The 19,527-nt window shown below is 61.7% G+C and carries 18 protein-coding genes; 12 read left to right on the top strand and 6 right to left on the bottom strand.

Annotated elements, in window-relative coordinates; genetic code table 11:
* The first annotated feature begins 183 nt into the window (after positions 1–183).
* From PZN02_RS21990 to PZN02_RS21965, 6 genes are all read left to right on the top strand, one after another.
* Positions 184–1,443, top strand: a complete 1,260-nt coding sequence (locus PZN02_RS21990) for an ABC transporter substrate-binding protein (protein ID WP_342394730.1) — start codon at positions 184–186, stop codon at positions 1,441–1,443.
* An 83-nt stretch (positions 1,444–1,526) separates the two neighbouring features.
* The gene (locus PZN02_RS21985) at positions 1,527–2,453 is read left to right on the top strand and encodes a carbohydrate ABC transporter permease (protein WP_280662791.1); all 927 of its coding nucleotides are present in this window, start codon (positions 1,527–1,529) and stop codon (positions 2,451–2,453) included.
* A 5-nt stretch (positions 2,454–2,458) separates the two neighbouring features.
* Positions 2,459–3,325: a carbohydrate ABC transporter permease gene (locus PZN02_RS21980; protein ID WP_280662790.1), complete on the top strand. Its 867-nt coding sequence runs from the start codon at positions 2,459–2,461 to the stop codon at positions 3,323–3,325.
* A gap of 3 nt (positions 3,326–3,328) precedes the next feature.
* Positions 3,329–4,390, top strand: coding sequence for an ABC transporter ATP-binding protein (locus PZN02_RS21975; protein WP_280662789.1), 1,062 nt, complete (start codon positions 3,329–3,331; stop codon positions 4,388–4,390).
* Positions 4,383–5,147, top strand: coding sequence for a formylglycine-generating enzyme family protein (locus tag PZN02_RS21970; protein ID WP_280663230.1), 765 nt, complete (start codon positions 4,383–4,385; stop codon positions 5,145–5,147). Before PZN02_RS21975 ends, PZN02_RS21970 begins: the two co-directional genes overlap by 8 nt.
* Positions 5,126–6,133, top strand: coding sequence for a ScyD/ScyE family protein (locus tag PZN02_RS21965; protein ID WP_280662788.1), 1,008 nt, complete (start codon positions 5,126–5,128; stop codon positions 6,131–6,133). The genes PZN02_RS21970 and PZN02_RS21965 overlap by 22 nt, the downstream gene beginning before the upstream one ends.
* A 13-nt stretch (positions 6,134–6,146) precedes the next feature.
* Here the strand turns inward: PZN02_RS21965 and PZN02_RS21960 are convergent, their stop codons facing one another.
* From PZN02_RS21960 to PZN02_RS21950, 3 genes are all read right to left on the bottom strand, one after another.
* Positions 6,147–6,929, bottom strand: coding sequence for an ATP-binding cassette domain-containing protein (locus tag PZN02_RS21960; RefSeq protein ID WP_280662787.1), 783 nt, complete (start codon positions 6,927–6,929; stop codon positions 6,147–6,149).
* Entirely contained in the window at positions 6,919–9,171 is a 2,253-nt protein-coding gene (locus PZN02_RS21955) for an ABC transporter permease (RefSeq protein ID WP_280662786.1), read from the bottom strand. Before PZN02_RS21955 ends, PZN02_RS21960 begins: the two co-directional genes overlap by 11 nt.
* 185 nt (positions 9,172–9,356) lie before the next feature.
* Positions 9,357–10,439, bottom strand: a complete 1,083-nt coding sequence (locus PZN02_RS21950) for a substrate-binding domain-containing protein (RefSeq protein WP_280662785.1) — start codon at positions 10,437–10,439, stop codon at positions 9,357–9,359.
* A gap of 720 nt (positions 10,440–11,159) precedes the next feature.
* Here PZN02_RS21950 and PZN02_RS21945 point away from each other — a divergent pair.
* The 5 genes from PZN02_RS21945 (at position 11,160) to PZN02_RS21925 (ending at position 16,633) form a co-directional block, all read left to right on the top strand.
* Positions 11,160–11,909 (top strand): GntR family transcriptional regulator, encoded by a 750-nt coding sequence (locus PZN02_RS21945; protein ID WP_280662784.1) that lies wholly within the window; start codon positions 11,160–11,162, stop codon positions 11,907–11,909.
* Between the two features lie 131 nt (positions 11,910–12,040).
* Positions 12,041–13,504 carry a putative N-acetylmannosamine-6-phosphate 2-epimerase gene (locus PZN02_RS21940; RefSeq protein WP_425336356.1) on the top strand — a complete coding sequence of 488 codons (1,464 nt, stop codon included), beginning with the start codon at positions 12,041–12,043 and terminating at the stop codon, positions 13,502–13,504.
* 51 nt (positions 13,505–13,555) lie between these two features.
* Positions 13,556–14,887, top strand: coding sequence for an extracellular solute-binding protein (locus PZN02_RS21935; protein ID WP_280662782.1), 1,332 nt, complete (start codon positions 13,556–13,558; stop codon positions 14,885–14,887).
* A gap of 54 nt (positions 14,888–14,941) precedes the next feature.
* Positions 14,942–15,808: a carbohydrate ABC transporter permease gene (locus tag PZN02_RS21930; protein ID WP_280662781.1), complete on the top strand. Its 867-nt coding sequence runs from the start codon at positions 14,942–14,944 to the stop codon at positions 15,806–15,808.
* 3 nt (positions 15,809–15,811) lie between these two features.
* Entirely contained in the window at positions 15,812–16,633 is an 822-nt protein-coding gene (locus tag PZN02_RS21925; protein WP_280662780.1) for a carbohydrate ABC transporter permease, read from the top strand.
* Positions 16,634–16,661: 28 nt separating this feature from the next.
* Here PZN02_RS21925 and PZN02_RS21920 read toward each other — a convergent pair whose 3' ends face one another.
* Positions 16,662–17,081 (bottom strand): GlcG/HbpS family heme-binding protein, encoded by a 420-nt coding sequence (locus PZN02_RS21920; protein ID WP_280662779.1) that lies wholly within the window; start codon positions 17,079–17,081, stop codon positions 16,662–16,664.
* Between the two features lie 217 nt (positions 17,082–17,298).
* On the opposite strand from PZN02_RS21920, the gene PZN02_RS21915 reads away from it, so the two are divergent.
* Positions 17,299–17,814 carry an acyl-CoA thioesterase gene (locus PZN02_RS21915; RefSeq protein ID WP_425336338.1) on the top strand — a complete coding sequence of 172 codons (516 nt, stop codon included), beginning with the start codon at positions 17,299–17,301 and terminating at the stop codon, positions 17,812–17,814.
* 276 nt (positions 17,815–18,090) lie between these two features.
* On the opposite strand, the gene PZN02_RS21910 is transcribed toward PZN02_RS21915, so the two are convergent.
* The gene (locus tag PZN02_RS21910) at positions 18,091–18,528 is read right to left on the bottom strand and encodes a hypothetical protein (RefSeq protein ID WP_225168725.1); all 438 of its coding nucleotides are present in this window, start codon (positions 18,526–18,528) and stop codon (positions 18,091–18,093) included.
* Positions 18,529–18,778: 250 nt separating this feature from the next.
* Positions 18,779–19,492, bottom strand: a complete 714-nt coding sequence (bdcA, locus tag PZN02_RS21905; RefSeq protein WP_280662778.1) for an SDR family oxidoreductase — start codon at positions 19,490–19,492, stop codon at positions 18,779–18,781.
* Positions 19,493–19,527: the final 35 nt, after the last annotated feature.

Raw genomic sequence — 19,527 nt, 5'->3', positions numbered from 1 at the left:
TATGAGGAATGCGCGCAGTGTGATAAAATCGCGCCTGGGAACAATTCCGGCCTAGGGAGGCGCCGGAAAATTTCAGTTTGCCGTAACACGCTTCGAAGCAGCGTCTCCGCCGTGCCGGATAGGGTGAGGTCCTCCTTTCGAAAAAGCGGCCTCTGAATAATAACTGGGAATGGGAGGTGTATGATGGTTCGTAAACTGTTTCTCACCTTGGCTGCCGCGGCGTCCGCGCTCGCGATCAGCGGAGCCGCATGGGCCGATATCACGGTCCTCGTGCCATCCGGCAGCGAAGGCGACGGCCTGAGAGCCGCGGCCGCCGACTACGCAAAGATGAAGGGCACTAAGGTAGAGACCGTCCAGGCGCCCTACGCCAACGTTTTCGAACAAGGCGCCAATGCCGGCGCCACCAAGTCCGGCGTCTTCGATATCGTCCTGATGGATGATCCGTGGATTCCGTTCTTTGCCGAGAACGGGCATCTGGAGGACTTGACGCCCTACTTCAAGAACGCCGGATTGGAAGGACCGGACAACGATTTCCTGTCGAAGTCGCTGGCAATCTGCCGCAACCCCTACAATTCCGGACCCTATGTCTGCCTGCCCTATGTGGGAAACGCGCAGATGTTCTTCTATGACGCCGCCAAGTACAAGGAAGCCGGTGTCGAGGCCCCGAAAACCTGGGATGATGTGCTGAAGGCGAGCAAAACGCTGACCGAGGGCGGCGGCGGCCGCTATTTCGGCTATGTCTTCCGCGGCGGCCAGGGCAACCCGGTCGTTGCCGATTTCATGCCGATCTTCTGGTCTTATGGCGCCGATCTCTTCAATGCCGATCGGAGCAAGGTCACGATCGACACGCCGGAAGGTGCTGCCGCCATGAAGATGTTCATGGCATTGCGCGATGTCTCGCCGAAAGGCGTCGAGAGCTACAACGCCAACGAGGTCGGGACGGCGCTTGCCGCAGGCACCTCCGCTTCCTCGATCAACTGGCCGAACTGGGTCGCGACCTTTGAGGATCCAAGCCAGTCGAAGATGGTCGGCAAGATCTCCTATACCGCCATTCCAGCCGGAACCAAGCCGGGCAGTTCGGAGATCGGCCACTGGACCATGGGCATCATGTCGGCATCGAAGAACAAGCAGGAAGCCTTCGACTTCATGCTCTGGGCGACCTCGCCCGAGCAGATCAAGATTTCCGCCGAGCGCGGCAACCCGCCCGTCCGCGCCTCGGTCTTCACCGATCCGGAGCTGACCAAGCAGGAGAAGTTCCGGCACTATCCGGTGCTGATGGAGGCGATCCAGGCTTCGACGCCGCGTCCGCGCCATCCGAAATGGCCGGAGATCGAAAATGCCTTTGGCATTGAACTCTCCAAGGCCGTTGCGGGCACGATCACGCCGGAGGAGGCGCTGAAGAACTCGCAGGCGGCGGTCGAGCAGATCACCGGCCTCAAATAGCCGGAAGTCCTGCACGAGCGGGGCTTTCGGGCCCCGTTCGCGGCGTGGATCGAGGGCCGATAAGAGGTCTGCAGGAGAGACGGATGTTGAAATCCGCCGACGACGGCACATTGACCGCGCAGTCTCAACCGGGTGGCGGGCTGGAGCGGTGGGCGGAGCGCCATCTGCGCTATCTGATGCTTGCGCCGACGGTTTTGATATTGCTGGCGCTGACAATCTTCCCGAGCCTCTACATGTTCTACGGGGCGGTTCACAGGATCAGCCCGAATCCCGATCTGCCGTGGGAGTTCGTCGGTGCCGGCAATTTTTTACGGCTCCTGTCGGACGCGCAGTTTCACGTCGCGCTCCGCAACACCATCGTCTTTACCGTGGTGGCAGTCACGGTCGAGTTTCTTCTCGGCCTCGGCCTGGCCTTGCTACTCGACAAATTCATCCGCCGGCTGACGTTTCTGAAAACCGTGCTGATGATTCCGATGATGCTGCCGCCAATCGCGGTCGCCATCACCTGGAAGCTGATCTACGAGCCTCAATTCGGCGTGCTCAACGAAATCATGTACCGGCTCGGTCTTCCCCTGCAGGCATGGGCGGGCGACGTGAACCTCGCGATGTTCTCGATCATCGTTGCCGATGTCTGGCAATGGACACCGTTCATATTTCTGCTGATGCTGGCTGGCCTTGCAAGCCTGCCGGTGGAACCCTATGAGGCGGCCGCGCTCGACGGCGCTTCGTCCTGGCGACAATTCTGGGACCTGACGCTCCCCTTCCTGAAACCGGTGATCGCTATCGCGCTGTTGCTGCGGGTCATGGACGCGCTGCGTCTCTTCGACCTGGTTTTCATCCTGACCGGCGGAGGTCCGGCCGATCGCACCAAGGTGCTGAGTCTTTACATCTATCAGGTCGCTTACCGCTTTGCCGATCCCGGCTATGCGGCGGCGATATCGCTGTTCGTGCTGTTCGTGACGATCGTTCTCAGCACCTGGTTTATGAAGCGCATGCGGCTGGCGGATTGAAGACGATGGCGACAAAGACCCTCCATAGACGCAGCCGCACAAGAGAGATGCTCGTACGCCTGTCGGCCTATCTGGCGATCCTGATCGCGTTGATCCTCACGCTTTTCCCGATCTATTGGATCGCCGCCAATTCGCTCAAGTTCGACATCGACATTTTCGCCGTGCCGCCGGAATGGCTGCCTAGCAACCCGACACTGAAGCATTACGACGAAGCCTTCATCCAGCGTCCTTTCCTGCGCTATGCGCTGAACAGCTTCCTCGTCGCGGTCGGGACGACGACCGTTTCCGTGGTTTTCGGCACCATGGCGGGTTATGCCCTGGCGCGGTTCAATTATCCGTGGCAGTGGCGCAAGCAGATTTCGTTCTGGATCCTGTCGACACGCATGATGCCGCCGATCGTCAGCATTATTCCGCTCTACCTGTTCTTCAACTACTTCGACATGTTGAACACGAAGTCAGCGCTCGTGATCGCCTACACCGCCTTCAACCTGCCCTTCGCGACCTGGATGATGAAAAGCTATTTCCAGGACCTGCCGGTCGAGCTGGAGGAGGCCGCGGTCGTCGATGGCGATACCCGCTGGGGCGCCTTCCTGCATGTGGCCTTGCCGCTTGCCCGGCCGGGGCTCGCGGCGACCGCCATCTTCTGCCTGATCATTTCGTGGAACGAGTTCCTGCTGTCCCTCATCATTACGCTCACCGAGCAGTCGCAGACACTGCCGATCGGTATTGCCGGGCGCGTGACACAGTACAACACCTATTGGGGCGAGATCAGCGCTGCCGGGTTCATGGCTTGCGTCCCGATCGTCATCTTCGCTTTCATCGTTCAAAAGCATCTTGTCCGGGGGCTCTCCCTTGGAGCTGTCAAGGGTTGAGCCATGGCGTCGGTCACCTTCAAGAACGTCTCGAAGAAGTTCGGCGAATTCGTCGCGATCACGGACTTCAACCTCGAAATCAAGGACAAGGAGTTCCTCGTGCTGCTCGGCCCCTCCGGTTGCGGCAAGACGACGACCATGCGCATGGTCGCGGGGCTCGAGGAGGCGACGTCCGGCGACATCTACATCGATGAGGACCGCATCAACGGCGTGCTGCCCAAATATCGTGATGTGGCGATGGTCTTTCAGTCCTATGCGCTCTATCCGCACCTGACTGTCGAGGACAATATCGGCTATCCGCTGAAGATCCGAAAAGTGCCGCCCGCCGAAAGCAAGCGGCGGATTGTCGAAGTGGCGCGGCGCGTGGAACTCGACGCCCTGCTGTCCCGTCTTCCGAGAGAGCTTTCCGGCGGCCAACGACAGCGCGTGGCGCTTGCGCGTGCGATCGTACGCACGCCGCGCGTCTTCCTTATGGACGAGCCGCTTTCCAACCTCGATGCCAAGCTCCGCACCCAGATGCGCGCAGAACTGAAGCATCTTCAGCATGAACTCAAGGTCACGACGATCTATGTCACCCATGACCAGATAGAGGCGATGACGCTCGCCGACCGCGTCGCGGTGATGAACAAGGGCGTGATCGAGCAGCTCGGAACGCCGCGGGAAATCTACAACGATCCGCGCACGCTTTTCGTTGCTGGTTTTATCGGCTCGCCAGCGATGAACCTCATCCCGGGAGAGGTGAGGGATGGCGTGTTTGCGAGTGCTGGTCTTAGGGTCGGCGGCCTCGGCCGTGTCAGCATATCCCGCGCCGTTCTCGGCGTGCGTCCGGAGGACGTCCACGCGGCTCGGGTCGACGATCCAGACGTCAATCTGGTTGCGCCGATCTATTCGGTCGAACTCACCGGCGACAGTACGCTCGTCAGCCTGCGGCTCGGCGCACAGCTCATGACGCTCAGGGCCGACAAGAATTTCGCAGGCCAGATCGACCAGCGGATCGGCGTCAAGGTGGCGGCGGATCGGGTGTTTCTGTTCGACGGGGAGACACAAGCCCGTGTCGATGTCTGATCTTTACCCGGCGGCGATCCTCCTTGCTCTTTCATCTCACGCGGCTGCGGCCGAGACCGGGCCGATTGTCGACAACCCGCTGATCGAAATCCCCGCCGGTCCGTTTGTCTTCGGTCGCGACGATGGTCCCGAAAACGAGCGCCCGCGCCGCGTGCTCGACGGAGAGGCGTTTGCCATCAACCGCACCGAGATCACCAACCGCCAATATCGCCGCTTCGTCGAGGCAACCGGTCATCGCGCGGCGTTTTATGCCAATCACCCTGCACTCGGGCTGGATGACCGGCCGGTGGTCGGCGTGAGCTGGGGAGACGCGATGGCTTTTTGCCAAAACTACGGTTTGTTGCTGCCGTCGGAGCAGCAATATGAGAGAGCCGCGCGGGGAGTGAATGGAGCGGCATTTCCGTGGGGAGAGAACGGCGGCAAGGTGGTGCCGGCGAATTTCGGCACCGACAGCTGCTGTTCCGGCGACGCGCGCGACGGCTATCCAATGACTGCGCCGGCGGACGCCTTTGCCGATGGCGCAAGCGAGGAGGGCGTCCTCAATCTCGTCGGCAATGTCTGGGAATGGACGAGCGACATCTACGCGCCTTATGCGGGTCAGGCTGCGGCGGAGACCGCCGGGCAATACCGCGTGCTTCGCGGCGGCTCCTGGAACAGCGATCCGAGCCATCTTACCACGACCTACCGTCTCGCCTATGATCCGGAATTCCGTTTTGCAGCCAATGGCGGCTTCCGATGCGTTCGCTCCGAACCCTGATCATCGCCACCGGTCTTCTGTTCCTCGCAGCCGGGGCTGCTGCCGACCCGGTGGCCGCTCCCGGCTACCGGCTGGAAACGGTCAGCAAACCGGGCGCGGCTTTCTCCGGCCTTTCGCGCGACGGGGAGGCGCTGCTGGTCACCGATCTTGCCAGCGGCCGGCTCTACCGGCGCGAGGCCAACGGTGAGTTCGTCGCCTTCGGTCCGGTTTTTCCTCACGGCCTCGACGTGATCGGCGACCCGACCGGTCCCTATCGCGTCGTGCGCGTTGGCGATGCTTTTGTCGTGGCTCAAGGGTGGACGCCGGTCGATGCCGGCGAAGGCCCGCTTGACCATGCCCTCGTGGCGGTCGGCAAGGACGGTGGCCCCCGCGTAATCAGCAGCGATTTCTGGAATCCGTTCGACTTCGCGATTGCGAATGGAACCTACTACGTGATCGACTCCGCACGAAACAGTGTCGAACGCATGCAGGCGGATGGTCAGAAGCAAACGATCATGACCTTTCGCCGCATGAAACAGGAAACGACGGCCTTGCGGCAACTTTCTCCGACCGAGTTCACCGAAGGAAGTGACTACGAGGTCGATGCAGTGCCGACCGGCATCGCCCTTCGCGACGGGCGCATCCATGTCGCGCTGTTCGGCGGATTTCCTTTCCTCGACGGAGCGGGAAAGGTCGTTTCAGCTCCAGAGACGGGCGGAGTTGCGCCGCCGCGGGTCGATGTCGAGGGCCTGAACGCGCCAGTGGCAATCACCTTCGACGCGGATGGCGGGATGCTTGTCCTCGAGCATGGTCGTTACGGTCAGAAGGAAGGTTTTCTGAAGGGGAGCGGCCGATTGCTCAAACTCGACAAGACGACGGGCGCCCGGCAGACCATTCTCGACGGGCTGACACGGCCAGTCTCCGTCCTTGTCTGGGACGAGCGGCGGCTCGTCGTTTCCGAACTCGCCGGCAATCTCCATTTCCTGACGCGGGAATCGACGCCGTGACGTTGGCGAGCATTCAGGCTTTTATTGCCTGGTCCGCCGTCAGCGCCTGCTCGCGCGTTCCCGAAACGATGATCTCCAGCACCTCGTGCTCATCGGTGTTCTTGACGTAGCGGTCGCCGACATATTCGCCGCGCTTCAGCACCATGACGCGATCGCCGACGGCGAAAATGTCGACGAGGCGGTGGGAAATGATGATCTGGGCGACGCCTTGCCGCTTTAGTTCCAGCATAGTCTCGAGCAGCCGCTCGGTCGCCATCACCGAGAGGTTGGCTGTCGGTTCGTCGAGGATCACCACGCGCGGCTCGAAAGAGATCGCGCGGGCGATTGCCACCGATTGCTGGCGGCCACCCGATAGGCTCTCGACCCTCTGGTAGACCGAGTTCACATCCACCTTGAGGCGCTTCAACACGCTATCGGCTTCCGCATACATGCGCCGCCGATCAACGAAGAACCCCCGCCGCGGCCAGCGGCCGAGAAAGATGTTCTGGCCGACATCCATGTTTCCGCAAAGGGCGAAGTCCTGATAGATCATCTCGATGCCCGCCGCGCGGCTTTCATGCGGGCTCTTGAAATAGACTGGCTCTCCGGCGACGAAGATCTCGCCGGCGTCGCGCTGGTAGGCGCCGGTCAAGATTTTCATCAGCGTCGACTTGCCGGCCGAGTTGTCCCCGACGAGGCCGAGGATCTCGCCCGGGTGGAGCACGAGGTCGACGCTGCGGAGCGCCTGCACCGCCCCGAAGGCCTTTTCGATGCCGCGCATCTCCACGATCGGAGCACTTTCGGGGCTATCGGGCATGGCTGGTCTCCGGGGCTCTCTGGCGCGTCATGCGCTCGCGCAAGCGGCCAAACAGGTTAGCTTGGCGAACCCAGATGTCGACCAACACCGCGACGATGAGGATGCCGCCAACGAAGACGTTGATCCAATGCTGCGGCATGCTGAAGCCCTGCACATTCAGTTGCAGCAGCGCCCGGATGAGCGTGATCACGGCCGCGCCAGCGAGCGCGCCGATCATCGTGCCGTAGCCGCCGAAGATCGAACCGCCACCGATGATGACCGCGGCGATCGCATCGAGCTCACGGAACTGACCGGCCACCGGGTTGAAGCTGCGGAAATAGGCGACGTTGATGATCCCGGCCATGGTCGCGCAGAGGGCGGCCAGAAGTAGCGAAAGGAAGCGCACGCGATTGGTGTTGATGCCGGCATAGGCGGCGGCTCGGACATTGCCGCCGGTGGCGTAGACCTTCTGGCCGAACGGCGTGTAGGCAAGGACCACGCCGGCGACGAGTGCCACGAGGAGCATCCAGATCGTCTGCACGCTTACGACCAGAGCGACGGCGCGCAGAAGCCCATCCGGCAGCAGGATCTGCATGTGCAGGAGAATGTCGTTCACCTTGCGGCCGATGAGGTTGTAGCCCTCGGGCCAGCCGGTCAACTGCTGGCCGGCGACGAACCAGGCGGCGAGGCCGCGGGCGATGTAGAACATGCCGAGCGTGGCGATGAAGGCCGGCAGCTTGAAGCCGACGGTGACGACGGCATTGACGAGGCCGGCCGCCATCCCCGCCAGCAGACCCATTGTCACAGCCGTAACCGGATCAGCGCCCAGCACCTTCAGAAAATAAGCCGCAGTGCTGCCGGCGAGCGCGAGCACCGCGCCGACCGAAAGATCGATGTCGCCGGCGGCGATGACATAGACGAGCCCGACTGTGATCAGTGCCAACTCGGTATAGTTGAGTAGAATCGCAAAGGTATTGGAGAGGTTCCACCAGTAGTCGGGGCGCAAGGCAAGGCCCGTCAGCCACAGGAGCACGGCGAGGATGATGGCGAGCGCATCGCGGCGGGCGAAGAACCGGCCGAACGCCGTCGCCGAAACTTCTATGTCGGTTGCCATCGCTCCCTTGGTCTGGACGCCCTCCAACGCCACACCACCGATCTCGTAGGCCGGCGGCGGTGGCTGGCCCCGCAACCACGCCCAGAACCGGGCCGCAAGCTGACGACGAATGAGATATGGCTCGATGAGCACTGCGATGACGAGCAGAAGGCCGAGGAAAACCAGCACGGCGCCCGCCGGCAAGGTGTATCGGGCGTTGACGGCAATGCTCTCGCCATCGATCACGACGGTGCGCGTGATCGACCAGCCCTCGCGCAGCACCTTGTCGATCAGGACGACCGCGGCGGTGCCCAGGCAGGAGCCGATTACACGGCCGCGCCCCCCAAGGATCGACGCCCCACCGATTATGACGGAGGCGATGACGGTAAGCTCCCAGGTAACGCCATAGAGAGGGGTCACGCCCTTGTCCTGGGCGGCCGACAGAAGCGCTGCAAGGGTCGCCGAGAGCGACGAGATCAGATAGGCTCGGATGCGCACCCAGCTCGTCGGGATGCCGGCATAGATCGCCGCCTGCTCGTTGCCGCCCGTGGCGAAGGTCTCGTAACCCCAGCGGGTCTTTGCGAGCACGAAGGCGCCAACGGTGGCGACGAGAGCAAAGATGATGATCTGGTTGTTGAAGCCCAGGACGTTGCTCTCACCGAGATGGAAGAAGAGCGGGTAATCCCTTGCTTTGCCTGAGTAATAGATCGCCTGACCGTGCGTCAGCGCCAGCACAAAACCGCGACCCATGAAAAGCATCGTCAATGTGGCGATGAATGCCGGCACCTTGAGGATCGTGACGAGTGTGCCGTTAACGAGTCCGATCAGGGTACCGAGGAGCGCGCAGAGGATGACCGACGTTGCGATATCAAGATCAAGGAAGCTCGGCGCGAACAGCCGGGCGAAAATCACGGCGATCAGCCCGTAGGTCGAGCCGACTGAAAGATCGAGATCCTTGTTGGCGATGACGAAGGTCATTCCGACGGCGATGATCCCGACGCGGGACGTGTCACGCAAAAGCGCGTGAAGTGCCCCTGTCGACCCGAAGAAGGCTGGATTGACAAGCGCCCCACCGAAATAGAGTAGGGCGAGGAAGATCAGGAGGCCGACTTCCCAGCCGCCAAAAAGCTGCGGAGGTGCACGGCCGAGCGAAGTCGTCGTGAGCGCCATAGAATTCCTACCGGTCCGTCCTTGTCAACGGAGGCGAGAGAGACGCACCCTCCCGCCTTTGCTCAAATGCTCCTACAGCGCCGCGCGTCTTATCAGACGCGCAAAGAAGTCGCTGTAGCACTTTGAATCGCTGCATGTTTTTACCCTTAATTCGGACTTGATTTAAGGAAACATGCAGTGCGGCCTCAGTTCTCGAAGCGCTTGCCGACCTTGCCGACCGTCTCCTTCGTCACAAGCTGGGCGCGCGTGTCGAGATTGGCGGCCGAAATGCCACGGTCGATCTGCAGGTAAAGCTGCATCACCGGCCAGAAACCCTGCAGGAACGGCTGCTGCCCGAGCGAGCCGGTCAGGTTGCCGGCAGCGATGCCTTCCTGCTGGGCCGGACCAAGGTCGAAACCATAGGCGCAGAACTTGTTCGTCCACCCCTTCTGTTCAACGGCCTTGACCAGCGGCGGCGTGAAGACGTTGTTGGCGGTAAAGGCGCCGACCACGTCGCCGCGCGACTCGAACAGCGATACAAGCGCGTTGACCGGATCGTTCGGGTTTGTATCGATGCCGACGTTCTCCGGACCGGCATCGACCTTGAATGCGTCGAGCTTGCCGGCATCCTTCAGCGTCTTGACGATCGCGTTGAAGGCGGCGGTAACGCGGTTGTTGACCTCGATGTTGCCCATCGCGGTCGACGACGGCAGCAGGATCGAACCTGACGTAGCGCCGCTATCGAGCACGCATTTGGCAAGCGCCTCACCGCCGATCGCAGCAGCCGAAGCGTCCTGGCCGGTATGGCTGATGCTGCTGCGGTTAAGGATCGTGCCGTCGAAGGAATTGGTCGTGGCGACCGGAATGCCTGCGGCCTCGGCGGCTTTGACGATGTCGTTGTATGCTCCGGCCTGCGGCGTCGTCATGATGATCCCGTCGATCGTCGGATCCTGCACGATCTGGTTCAGGATCTCGATCTCGCGGGCGGGATCGTCCACCGGCGATTCCGAGCCGAGCAGCAGGATGTTGGCGCCGATCATGTTGCCGGCGACCTTGGCCCCGACATAGACCGGATCGAAGAAGCCGTTGCCGGCCGTGTGGGTCACGATGGCAAAGGTCAGATGGCCGTCGGCCGAATGGAAGTTCTTCGTTTCTGGCGCTTCCTTGGCGGCTTCATCGAAATTGTAGCCGCCGACTGCCTTTTCGACGCTGCCGGATTGGGCAAAGGCGTTTTGGGCGCAAAGAGATAACGCCGCGACCGATGCCGCGTACAATAAAACTCGCCTCATGTTGGTCCTCCCTTGTGGTCAAGGGCCGGAAGCCTTCGGGCGGATGTAACGAGAGGGTCCGAAAAGCTTCCTCCCATTTGCCAAGATGCTAATATTCTGCGCATTCTGGTCGAAGTAAATGGTGAACTCACCAAATTGTCGTATTTATTAGGCCGGTAGATGGTATCGGGTGATAGACGCCCTGACACTGTCGACGCCGGCGAGCGCACCCATCGCCGGCGTCTGACCGATGCCGGCAGCGCTTCTTTGACCATTGCACACGCATCCTCGCCGAAATCGACGCCGCGAAGACGGATGCAAGCGGGCTCAGCAGCGAATTGATCGGCACTCTGCGGGTCCACAGCACGCCGGGCGTCGGCCAGGCGCTCGTCGCCGGCGATCGTCGATTTCAACGCGCGATATCCTTCGATAAAGGTCGAGCTCACCGTCCGCGCCTACTCGGTGAATCTGATGGACCGCGGCGTGGATGTCGTTATCGACAGCCGACATTCGATGACGACGAGTCCTTCCACACCGGTCCGGCAGCCAGTGGCGATGACGGGCCGTGCGCTTTTCGCGGATCGATGATCTCGCTTGCGGAAAAGACGTGGCGGCGCAACGGGTGAAATGAACTCCGTGCCGGCACGTCGGCGGATTTGCGCTAAGAGGATAATACCAGTATAGCTCCAGCTGGCGTTTGTGGACGAAATCCACAGGCGGCAGAATTTGCATGGAGCGGCAATGGAAACCGATCTTTTCATCGAACTAATAGGCAAGGAACTCGCTGATGCGGCTCCCGGTTCACCGCTCTACAAGCGATTGAAGGCGGCGATCGAGACCGCCATCCGTTCCAACGTTTTGAGGGCCGGTGCGGCCCTGCCGGGAGAGCGCGTCATCGCCGATGCGTTTTCGCTCTCCCGCGTGACCGTGCGAAAGGCGCTTGCACTGCTCGAAGAGGAGGGATTGCTCAATCGCCGGCATGGCTTCCGCACGGAAGTCGGATCGCGCGTCGAAAAATCTCTGTCGACGCTGACGAGTTTCTCCGAGGACATACGCGCACGCGGCCTGATGCCCGGATGCATCTGGCTTTCCAAGCAGATAAGCCGGCCTTCGCCGGCTGAGATGATGGCACTGGGGATTGCCGGCAACGCCAATGTCGTTCGCATGAAGCGGGTTCGAACCGCCGATTCCGTGCCGATCGCAGTCGAGATTTCGGCAGTACCGGTTCGCTTCCTGCCGTCGCCGGCTCTCGTCGGCAATTCCCTCTACGAGACATTGGAGGCGCGTGGATTTCTGCCTCAACGCGCGATCCAGAGAATGCGGTCGAGAGCAGCCAGCGAGGAGGACGCGCGGCACCTCAATTGTGATGTCGGCGCGCCGCTGCTGATGACCGAGCGACGCTGCTTCCTCGCGGATGGTCAGATCGTCGAATATTGCGAGACGCGCTACAAGGGCGATGTCTACGACTTCGTGTTCGAACTGCAGAGATAATACCAGTCATAAACTGGTTGTAATCTGGTATTTTCGATCTATCGTGATGCCGAAGGGGAGTGTCACGATTGCAGCGCGAAAACATAAGGAACGGCCTGATCGTCTCTTGCCAGCCGGTGCCGGCGGGCCCGATGGACAATGCCGAATTCGTGACCGCGTTCGCCAAGGCAGCGCTCGATGCGGGCGCCTGCGCGCTGCGGATTGAATCCGGCGCCTATGTCCGGGCGGTGCGTTCCGCGGTCGCAGCTCCGATCATCGGTATCGTCAAGCGCGACCTTGCCGACAGCCCGGTGCGCATCACGCCCTATGTCTCCGACGCCGAGGCCCTCGCGAACGCCGGCGCGGACATCGTTGCCTTCGATGCAACTGGCCGGGTTCGCCCGGCCAGGATCGAGGAACTGGTCCGGGCCGTGAAGGCGAAGGGCAAGTTGACGATGGCCGATTGCTCCTCGCTGGAGGATGCCCAGCGTGCGCTTGCTGCCGGTGTCGACTTCGTCGGCACGACGCTCTCCGGATATGTGGGCGGGCCCGAACCCGTCGATCCGGACATAGACCTTATTGCAGCCATCCGGAGGCTCACGCCTTATGTCATTGCTGAGGGACGCATTCGCTCGCCGGAACAGGCGGTCACCGCTGTCAGGGCCGGCGCCTATGCCGTCGTCGTGGGGTCGGCCATTACCCGGACGGAGCACGTAACCTCGTGGTTTCACGAAGCCGTGGCGAGAGCCTACACCAAACAGGAGGGAAGGTCGGCGGAAACCGTGCTCGCGGTCGACATAGGCGGCACGAAGACGATGGCGGCACTGGTCAAAGGCACCGCGATTGCCGACGAGACTCTCATTCCGACCGCACGCGAGGCGGGGGCCGACGCTTGGCTCGAAGCCATCGCCGAGAGTACGGCCCGATGGCGCGGCCGTTATGCCCGCATCGGCTTTGCGGTGACCGGGCTCGTTCAGGGCGGGCATTGGTCGGCGCTCAATCCGGCGACACTCGGCATTCCCGATGGTTATCCTCTGGTCGACAGGGCAACACGCCTCTTCGACAAGCCGGTTTTCGCCATGAACGATGCGCAGGCCGCGGCCTGGGGGGAGCATAAGTTCGGTGCCGGGTCCGGTGGAAGCCTCGTCTTTCTGACCATCTCGACCGGGATTGGCGGTGGCATCGTCATCAATGGACGGCCGCTTTCGGGTCTGGCAGGTCATTTCGGTCTCATTCGCGGCCCGTCTGAGAGGCGGGGGCCGTTGGAGGACGAGACGTCCGGTCGTTGGATTGCCGCCGAGGCGCTGAAGGCCGGGCATGAAGTGGAGGCCGCCGAGGTATTCGAAAGGGCGAGGCAGGGCGCGCCATGGGCGCGAGCGATCGTTTCGCAATCGGCGCTGCGCGCGGCAACCCTCTGTCGCGATATCCAGTTGATGCTTGATCCGGACCAGATCGTCATCGGCGGCGGCATCGGACTTGCCGCCGGCTACATCGATGAGATGCGCGATCATCTGAAGGACGTTGCGCCACGTCTCGCCCCTCGTCTCGTCGCGGCTAAGCTCGGCAGCCGCGCGGGCATCATCGGCGTCGCCGATCTCGCGGGAGAGGGCGGGTAGCGACGCTGTTTCGCATGCATTCGAACGTCAAAGATAAGAAAGGGAACAACGATGAAACTGAACAGGACGTCTTTTTCGGCTGTGGCCGTTCTTCTCGCAAGCGTTGCCCTGCCGGGCATATCCCATGCAACGGTCACGGTTCTTGGCTGGCCCGGCGGTTCGGAGGAGACCGCTCTCCGCGCGACCGTCGAAGCCTATAACGCCCAGTCCGGCATTGCCGACGCCGACAAGGTCGAACTGCTTTTCTTCAACCGCGACGGTTTCTTCGACAAATTGCAGGCGGACATGGCAGCTGGCTCCGACGCCTTCGATGTTAATCTCGTCGCGACCTATTCGATCGGCCGTTACGCGCCCTATATGGAACCAGTCGATCTCGGTGCCGATGCCGGCAAGGTGTTCGGCGAGTCCGTGCTGAAGACGATGCAGTTCGACGGCAAGCAGTTTGGCGTGCCGACCGACCTGTCGCTGCATTTCATGTATTATCGCAAGGACCTTGTCGACGCACTGATGCAGGACGATGCCGGCAAGAAGAAATATGCGGAGATCGCCAAGGAACACCTCGGCAAGGATCTGCAGCCGAAGGATCCGGACAGCTGGACCTGGGACGATTGGGCGGCGACGACACTTTATTTCAGCAAGCAGGTGAATTCCGAGAGCCCGGTGCGCTACGGCACGGTGCTGCAGATGAAGAACCTGCTTTTCAACGTGATGGTCTTCCAGTCGCTGCCGCGTTCCTATGGCGCGGATTGGACCGACAAGGACGGCAACGTCACGGTCGATTCCGACGCCTACAAGACCGGACTGGAACTCTACAAGAAACTCTATGACGCCGGCGCCTCGCCGAAGGATTCGCTGAGTTACGAATATGCGGAGACAAACGCTGCGTATGGTTCCGGCCAGGCGGCGACGGCGCTGCAATGGAATGCCGCAGCCGCTGATTTGACCAATGCCGAGAAAACCCCTGCGGTCGCCGCTGTCACCGGGATCGTCGCGCCTCCGGCCGGCCCGAATGGCCGCGCCGATCATATCCATGGGCTCGGTCTCGGCCTCAACAAGAATGCCAAGAATAAGGAAGGCGCCGTCAAGTTCCTGAAATGGCTGGCCACCGAAGATGCTGCGCTGCTTTACGCCCGCAGCGGCGGTTCGCCGGCGCTTGCCCCCAACGTCGCCGCCAAGGTTTCAAAGGAGCGACCGGACCTCGTCAAGCTCGGGGAATTCGCCAGCCAATACGGCTACGTGATGAATGGCGCCACCTCGGCAAATGCGCTTTCGGTCTACGAGCTCCAGGCAAAGGAGTTCACCGGTTACTGGGCTGGCCAACAAAGTCTCGAAGATGCGCTGGCGCGCACCAAAACCGGCATGCAGGATCTGCTGAAGAAGTAATTTTGAGCCGGACGCCGGGCAAGACCTGGCGTCCGGCGCATCTGGCGGATGGAAATGGCTATTGTAAACCGCGCCGAAGGCAGAGCCTACCTCACGCCGCTCGTGGGCTTTCTGCTGTTTTTTCTGGGCTTTCCTGCGGCGGTCAATCTCATTTATTCGATCTCGACTGTTTCCTTCGAGACGTTGCGCAGTCCGAGCCTCAGCGGCTTCGGCAACTACGCGGCGGTGCTCGCCGACCGCGAGTTTTGGGGTGCCGTCTCCTTTTCCATGCGCTTCGGTGTGTTGACGGCACTTGCCGAATGCCTGATCGGACTCTTCCTGGCCGTTTTCCTCACGCCGCTTCTGGCGAAGCGCTCGTACCTGATGGCACCGTTGATGCTGCCGCTGATGGTCGCCCCGGCGATGATCGGCCTCATGTATCGGCTTGTTTTGCACGAGTTCGCTGGCCCGGTGCCCTATTATCTGTTCGAATGGTTCGGTGACAGCCCGGCCTTCCTCGACGTCGACAACGCCTTCCGCACGCTGCTCGTCGTCGAAATCCTGCAGTGGACGCCATTCGCCTTCCTGCTCTTTTACATGGCCTATGTCTCGATACCACTCGAGGTTCGCGAAGCGGCCTCGCTCGATGGCGCGTCGGCTCTGAAGGCTCTCTGGTGGATCGAACTGCCCCTGATGCTGCCGACGCTGGTGATTGCCTTCTTCATCCGTTTCATCGACGGCTTCCGTGTCTTTGACAATGTCTATGCGCTCACGGGCAGCGGTGCGGGCGGATCGACGACCTCGCTTTCGATCTACATCTACCAGGCCTTCTTCAAGGGCGGGGCGATCGGCAAAGCTGTCGCGGCATCCGTCGTGCTTTTCCTGGCGTCGCTCGTGGTGCTTTACGGTCTCAACTGGATAACCGGCCGCGGGAGGCGCTGACCGATGCTCAATCTGCTGCGCTGGCTTGTCTTCGTGGTCGCCGTACTTGCGATGAACTTTCCCGTCATCGTCACGGTGATTACGTCCTTCAAGAGCGCGCGCGAACTGTCGTTCAATCCCGGATTCTGGATCGGCGAACCGACGCTTGAAAACTATACGCGAGTGCTGGGCGAGACCGACCGATTCAACATCTACGGCTACCTCTTTAACAGCACCGTTGCCTCGCTGATCGGTACGGGGCTGGCGATCGCGCTCGCTTTTCCGGCCGCCTACGCCATCGCTCGGAGCGAGGCGGGAAAGCGCACGCTGCTGCCGCTCATCATCAACCTGCGCGCCGTGCCGCTCATCATCTTCGCGATCCCACTCTACATGATGTACCAGTGGTTGGGCCTGCTCGATACACAGCTCGGCCTCGGCCTGATCCTGACAATCGTCAACACGCCGCTGGCGCTCGTCATCCTCGTCAACGCGATTTCCGACGTGCCGTCCGAACTGGACGAGGCGGCAAAGATGGATGGAGCCAGTTCCTGGCAGGTCATGCTGATGATCATCCGTCCGGTGGTGCGGCCGGCCTTGGTCACGACCTTCATCTTCGGGTTCATCACGGCCTGGAACGAATTCCTCTTCGGCCTGATGCTGACGACCAGCCGGGCGGTTCCGATGACGGTCGGAGCGTCGTTCTTCTTCGCCGCGAGCGGGGGAGGCGTGCAATGGGGCACCGCCTCCGCCGTTATGGCGCTCGGAGCACTGCCCCCCGCTTTGCTGGGCCTATTGATGTATCGGCAGATCTCGGCGTCTTTGACCGCGGGTGCCGTTAAGGGTTAAGCTCGCGCTTGCGCGCCTTCTCGACTGCTCAGATCGGGTCAGCGCCAATTGCCCTCAACGCCGCGCGGGCCACTTCGAAATCCTGCTCGCCCGTGCCGGAACCGACGCCGATGGCGCCGGCGAGTCTTTCGCCGAAGCGAATGGGCAGGCCGCCTGGAAGGTGCGTCACGCCGCCCTGCGATGCTATTCCTGCGGCAACCCCGAATTCGACCTGCATTGCGCCCGTCGGCCCGTTGATCGACGCTGCGGTGCGGGCCTTGGCGCGGGCGGTATGCATGCTGAGATATTTCGCGCCATCCATGCGGATGCTGGCGATCGTCTCGCCGCTCGCGTCGACGATGAAGACGCACTGCGGAACGCCGATGCTTTCCGCGTGACGCACTGCGGCCGCCAGGGCATTGATTGCGCCTTCGTGGGCAAGGCTGATCGTCTCTTTGTAATTCGCCATCGTTCTCTCCCTTTTCGCCACGACCCTAGCCACGACCCTACAATGACAAGCGAAAGTGGGAATGCTCGTGTTCGGCGAAGCACTTTCACTGTCGGGGAACAAGTCAGAGTGCCGCGATGGACTTGGGGACAGAGACTGATGTTGCTATCTGCGAGCCTGCTGCCTATGCGCAGTATGATGCTTCGGCCATAGTGGTGAAAACGAAAGGATGGGGTCCATGACATCGATGGAACAGGATGCGCGACGCCTTGAAATGACGGTTCTGATGACGCCGGACATGGCCAACTTCAGTGGCAAGGTGCACGGCGGCGCGCTGCTGAATCTGCTTGATCGCGTTGCCTTTTCCTGTGCCTCTCGCTTCTCCAAGCAATATGCGGTGACGTTGTCCGTCGATCAGGTGATGTTTAAGGAACCCATCCAGGTGGGCGAACTGGTGACCTTCCGGGCCTCGATCAACTATGCCGGCCGGACCTCGATGGAAGTCGGTATTCGCGTGGAGGCGGAAGATATCCGTGCCGGTACCCGGCGGCATACGAACTCCTGCTACTTCACCATGGTTGCCGTGGATAGCGCCGGCCGCCCCGTGGAAGTGCCGCAGTGGCGTCCCGAGACGGCAACCGACCAGCGCCGACATCGCGCGGCGGAGTTGCGCCGGACGCTGAGGCGCGAGTTTGCCACCCGACTGGAGGCGGTAGCGCAAACAGGTCGTGACGTGGAGGGGGCAGGAGATTGATGAGACGTAGAACGGCCCTCAGAGCAATCGCTCTTGCCATGCTGACGGGACGGCCCACTGTAGCGACTGCGGCGCTTGCGAGGATCCGCTGACGAAATCCCGCGCGCAGGAAGAGGCGGGGCCACACGCGGGCCCCAGCTCAGGAGACCAAACGCTCTCACCCCGGCCGAAACGGCCGGGTTGATGCAAGCGTGCCAGCCATAAGCATCTGCTTTGCGGTCTGGCCAAGCGGCCAACCGCTTCAACCAGGAACCCGCAAAGCGTGGCCGGCTGGCCTCAACCGACAAATATGGCGCGCAAACGCGCAAACAGGCCTGTCTGCTTCCCGGATATCGCTGCGCGGATGTGACGGGCTGCCGTCGCAGCGCTCACCGTTGCACCGAAGTGGCAATAGCAGATAACCCTGTGTAATTGCTCGTCGCTCAGTTCAAAGAACCGCTTTGCTTCGCCATAAGTGTCATTTTCCATTCCGGCAGCGCGCAGGACAGGATCCTTGAATGCGACCGAGATCGGCGAGTCGTCGCCGCGCATGGTCGCACGCACTCTGGCCGGCTGGTACTCGGTCTCGTGCAGCGTCGAGAGATGTCTGTGCGGGATTTGTTCCAGGAGTTCCGCCCAGCGTTCCAGACGCTCTGCGCGCGTTGTAAGCCGGCGCGGGAAGTCCTGTTTGACCTCTGCGACGATCTGCAGTTGCTCGAGTGCATGGTGCTTCATTTTGGCCTCCATTCAGACGATAGTTGCTCCGCCCCAGTTCCGAATTCAGCCCGGCTATAAAGGTGACTCTTGCGCGTGCCGAAGTCCAATCACGATCTGTCGTGGAAGGCCGCTTTCACCAAAATGTGCAGCTTTCGCAACGGCGTGGCCGTGTTGCGAGTCCGTTTTGCGCGTGTTCGGAGATATTGCCGACGGGCCACAACCCCGTGCCGGCCGCAACCGCCGCACGGGGTCGGATCGCGGCGGCGTCCTACGCGCCAAAGCCGCCGTCGATGGTATGAAGCGCTCCGGTCGTGAAACCGGCTTCGGGGCCTGCGAGATAGGCTGCAAGACCGGCGACTTCCTCCGGGCGGCCATGGCGCTTGATTGCCATGAAGCTGTGCATGAATTCGCTCATCGGGCCGTCTTCCGGGTTCATGTCCGTCGATGTCGGACCGGGCTGGATGACATTGACGGTTATGCCCCTGGCGCCGAAATCGCGGGCAAGACCGCGGGCCATGCCCTGCACGGCCGACTTGGTCAGTGCGTAAGCGGCACCGCCGGCGAAGGGCATTCGGTCACCGTTTACCGAGCCGACGATGATGATGCGGCCGCCCTCGGGCATCTGCCGCGCGGCTTCGACCGCCGCGTGATAGGGTGCGCGTACATTCACGTCGATCATCCGGTCGACGGCATCCGCATCCACGTCCAGGGGATCGCCGAGCACCAGGGTTCCCGCGTTCACCACGAGTACATCGAGCGCGCCTTGGTTCCTCACAACCCTGACGACGGCGTCCCGGTCCGCGGCATCGGATTGGATCGCAGTCGAGGCCGTTTCCGACGCCAGTGCTTTTGCCGCCTCGGTTGCCCCTGCATAGGTGAAGGCAACGGTCGCCCCTTCATTGGCGAAACGCCGGACGATGGCCGCACCGATGCCGCGGCTGCCGCCGATGACCAAAATCTTCTTTCCACTGAAATTCGCCATGTTTGTCTCCTTGAGGAAAATGTAGTAGGCGCTAC

The sequence above is a fragment of the Sinorhizobium garamanticum genome, from assembly GCF_029892065.1.
Classification (GTDB): domain Bacteria; phylum Pseudomonadota; class Alphaproteobacteria; order Rhizobiales; family Rhizobiaceae; genus Sinorhizobium; species Sinorhizobium garamanticum.
The sequence above is the reverse complement of the archived record's forward strand: the minus strand, read 5'-3'. Positions and strand labels throughout refer to the sequence as shown.